Origin of the sequence: Kitasatospora sp. NPDC056327 (assembly GCF_042261735.1) — a bacterium.
Lineage (GTDB): Bacteria > Actinomycetota > Actinomycetes > Streptomycetales > Streptomycetaceae > Kitasatospora.
The window spans coordinates 1-3,175 of the sequence record NZ_JBHJRC010000488.1 but is presented as its reverse complement, the minus strand read 5'-3'; the positions used below and the strand labels follow the sequence as shown (position 1 = coordinate 3,175).

General features: G+C 76.4%; 2 protein-coding genes. Both read right to left on the bottom strand.

Annotated features, from left to right (window positions below; genetic code table 11):
* Window positions 1-75 precede the first annotated feature (75 nt).
* Window positions 76-1,416, bottom strand: coding sequence for a glutamate-cysteine ligase family protein (locus tag ACFCX4_RS35575; protein ID WP_376151508.1), 1,341 nt, complete (start codon window positions 1,414-1,416; stop codon window positions 76-78).
* Window positions 1,413-3,098 carry a flavin monoamine oxidase family protein gene (locus ACFCX4_RS35570; RefSeq protein ID WP_376151506.1) on the bottom strand — a complete coding sequence of 562 codons (1,686 nt, stop codon included), beginning with the start codon at window positions 3,096-3,098 and terminating at the stop codon, window positions 1,413-1,415. The genes ACFCX4_RS35575 and ACFCX4_RS35570 overlap by 4 nt, the downstream gene beginning before the upstream one ends.
* Window positions 3,099-3,175 lie beyond the last annotated feature (77 nt).

The window sequence follows — 3,175 nt, the reverse complement described above, 5'->3', positions numbered from 1 at the left end:
GTGTCGGGCCGGGCGGTCACCCACCGCACGGAGCCGGCGGGCCCTCGGGCCCGCCGGCCCGCTCCGGCCCGGTACTCAGACCCGGTACTCGGCCACGTAGCGGCGCGGGTCACGGCGCAGATCGCCCTCCCAGCGGTCCGCGCACTGCTCGGCGAAGGTCTTCCGGGTGCGCAGCACCTCGTCCAGCGGGTCCAGGTAGCCGAGCACCTCCGGCGGTTCCAGCCCGGCGTCCACCCGGGCCCGCAGCCCGGCCCGGGCGAGCCGGACGAGTTCCGCCGCGAGGCCGAGCACCGGCTCACCGCCGAGCACCGTCCGCAGTCCCTCGGCGGGCAGCGCCCCGGCCGCCGCCCGGTGCTCCGCGGGCGTGAAGCGGCGCAGCAGCTCCCAGGCGGCCTCCCGCGAGGGCCGGTGGTAGCCGAGGCCGGTCCACAGCGCCGGGACGGCCGCCAGGTGCCGGTAGGGCGGCCCGTCCCCGGCCCGCAGCTCCAGCGTTCCGCGCACCCGCACCGCCGTCCAGAGCTGCGACAGGTGGGAGGACCAGTCCGCGTACCCCGGTGGCGAGCCGTCCTCGAACCCCTCCCGCAGCAGTGCGCCGAACGGCCGCTCGGGAGCGAGCCGGTAGCCGCCGTCCGGGAGCCGGCGGTAGATCATCGGCCGCTCCAGCGCCCAGTCGACGACGTCCTCCACCCCCACGCCGGCGCGCAGCGCGGGTGCCATGACGCCGCAGCGGGCCGGGTCCATCCGCAGCCAGTCGTGCGAGCGGTGCGACAGCAGGCCGTTGGAACGTCCGCCGCTGATGGGGGAGTTGACGAAGAGCGCGGCGGCCGGCACGGCGGCGGCCATCAGCATCCGCAGCTTCTCGGTGAAGTCCCGCCCGGACAGGTAGTCCAGGTGCACCTGGGTGGAGAGCGAGAGCGCCATCACCCGGCGCGCCCCGGCGCCGGCCGGGCCGATCCGGGCGAAGTGCTCCCGCATGACGGCGCCGCGCACCATCGGCACCCAGCTCATCGCCTCCACCCGGTCGAAGGGCAGCAGCGCGCCGGGCAGCAGCGCCCAGCCGAACCGGTCCACCAGCCCGGCGAGCCGCTCCAGCATCGTGCGCGCCGCGGTCACCGCGCGGGCCAGCCCGGCGACCGGGACGGAGGAGTACTCCAGCTGCCCGCCGTGTTCGAGGGTGAGCCGGGCCCCGTCCGGCAGGTCGACGCCGGTCAGCCGGCCGGTGTCGGTGAGCGGCTCGCCGCCCCACTCGGCGAGGGCCGTGCGCAGGACGGCCTCGATGCCGCGCGCGCCCCCGTACGGGGCGGCGAGACCGGTCGCGGGGTCGAGCACGCCGTTCTCGACCTCCAGCCCGATCCGCTCCACGCCGTCGGCGGACGGCCTGAACGGGGCACGGAGCTCCGCGCGGCCCAGGCTCACGGTCGGCTGCCCACCCGGGCGGGGGCGGCCTGTTCGCCGCCCCGGTGCGGCCACCGTTCCAGCACCCGGAGCACCACGCCGAGCGCCGACTGGGCCGCGCCCTGCATCCAGGCGTGCGCGGCCGACAGGTGCTCGCCGGCGAACCAGATCCGTGGGTCGGCGGCCGGGTGCGGGGTGCCCAGGCCGACCAGGTAGCGGCCGTGCTCACCGGGGGCGAGGTGGGCGAAGGCGCCGCCGCCGGGGCCGATCTGGTCGTCCCAGTTCCAGTGCACGATGTCGTCGACGTCGTCGCGGATGCGGGGGTGCAGCCGCTCCAGGCACTTGAGGACGAGCAGGTCGCGGTCGGCGGGCGGGAGGGTGGTGAAGCGGCGGGCACTGGCGCCCCACAGGTAGGCGCCGGTGAGCACGGCGGGGGCGTGCGAGCGGTCCGGGTCGACGGCCACCAGGCGGTACCGCGGGCGGCGGCCGTCACCGTTCGCCGGGCCGGCCCCGTTGCCGTTCACCGGGCCGCCGCCCGCGCCGGGGCGGGCGTTGTCCGAGGGGTACCAGCACTGCTGGATCGGCATGTCCGTGAAGCTGCCTCCGCCGAAGACGCCGTCCCGCAGCTCCCAGCTGCGCCGCCGGGTGTGCACCAGCGCCTTGGTGCTGCTGGCGTAGCTGATGCCTCGGACGGCGTGCTGCTGGTGGTGCGGCAGGGCCGGCCGGACGTCGATCCGGTCCAGCGCGGGCACCGGCACGCAGCACACCGCGAAGTCGAAGAGCTCGCTGATCCGGTGGCCCAGCCGCCGGCCGCCGATCCGGACGCCGGTGCCGGTCAGCGCCAGCTCGTCGATCCGGGTGGAGACCCGGAGCGTCCCCGGCCGCAGCGCCCGGACGAAGGCCTGCACCAGCGTGTCCATGCCGCCGACGAGTTCCACCTGCCCGAGGTGGAACAGGCCGAAGTAGTCGACCAGTACCTCCAGCAGGCAGGACTGTTCGTAGTGGGCGAGGCCGCTGGCGTGGCCGAGCAGCTGCCAGGCGTCCGGGGAGATCCGCTCGTGGACGTACTGCCAGAGCGAGACCGTGGCGAGCCGTTCCAGGGCGGGGTCGTCCCAGCGGCCCTCCAGCAGGTGCCGCTGCTGGTCGGTGCCCAGTGCGGCCCAGACCGCGCGCAGCAGGCCGTCGAGCACGTCGAGGGGGGCGCCGCGCTCGCCGGCGCCCAGCGCGTACACCGAGTCCAGCGTCCCGGCCTGGTGAATCCGGACGCGGTGGCCGCGCAGGTGGTAGTAGGCGTCCGGGTTGGCGTTGACGAAGGGGCGGGTGGGCAGCCCGAAGGCCCGGACGTAGTGCAGCACGCAGTGGTGGTTCTCGGGGACGCGCATCGCGCCCAGGTCCGCGTAGGTGCCGTCCCAGAAGCGGTGGGTACGGACCCGTCCGCCGGGGCGGTCGAGCCGCTCGTAGACGACGATGTCGAAGCCCCGGCGCTGAAGCTCGTAGGCGGTCACCAGGCCGGCGATCCCGCCGCCGACGACCGCGCCCCGGACCCGTCCGCCGTCGGCGGCGCCGCTCCCGGCTCCGGTGCCGTCGGGGCCGCCGGGGCCGCCGGTGCCGCGGGGGGCGGCCGGGACCGGTCCGAGCAGGCTGCTGGGGAAGGCAAAGCTCTCGTCGAACATCCGCACCTCGCTGGTTCGATGCCCCAGCATGGGCAGCTCGGCCGCCTGCGGGCCACCAGGGCGCGGCCGTCCGGAGTGCGGACGCGGACGCGGGCCCGTCCGGGTGC

What these genes read in the sequence shown, in the direction of transcription:
- ACFCX4_RS35570 (WP_376151506.1), bottom strand. Translation starts at nt 3,098, where the DNA reads ATGCTGGGGCATCGAACCAGCGAGGTGCGGATGTTCGACGAGAGCTTT.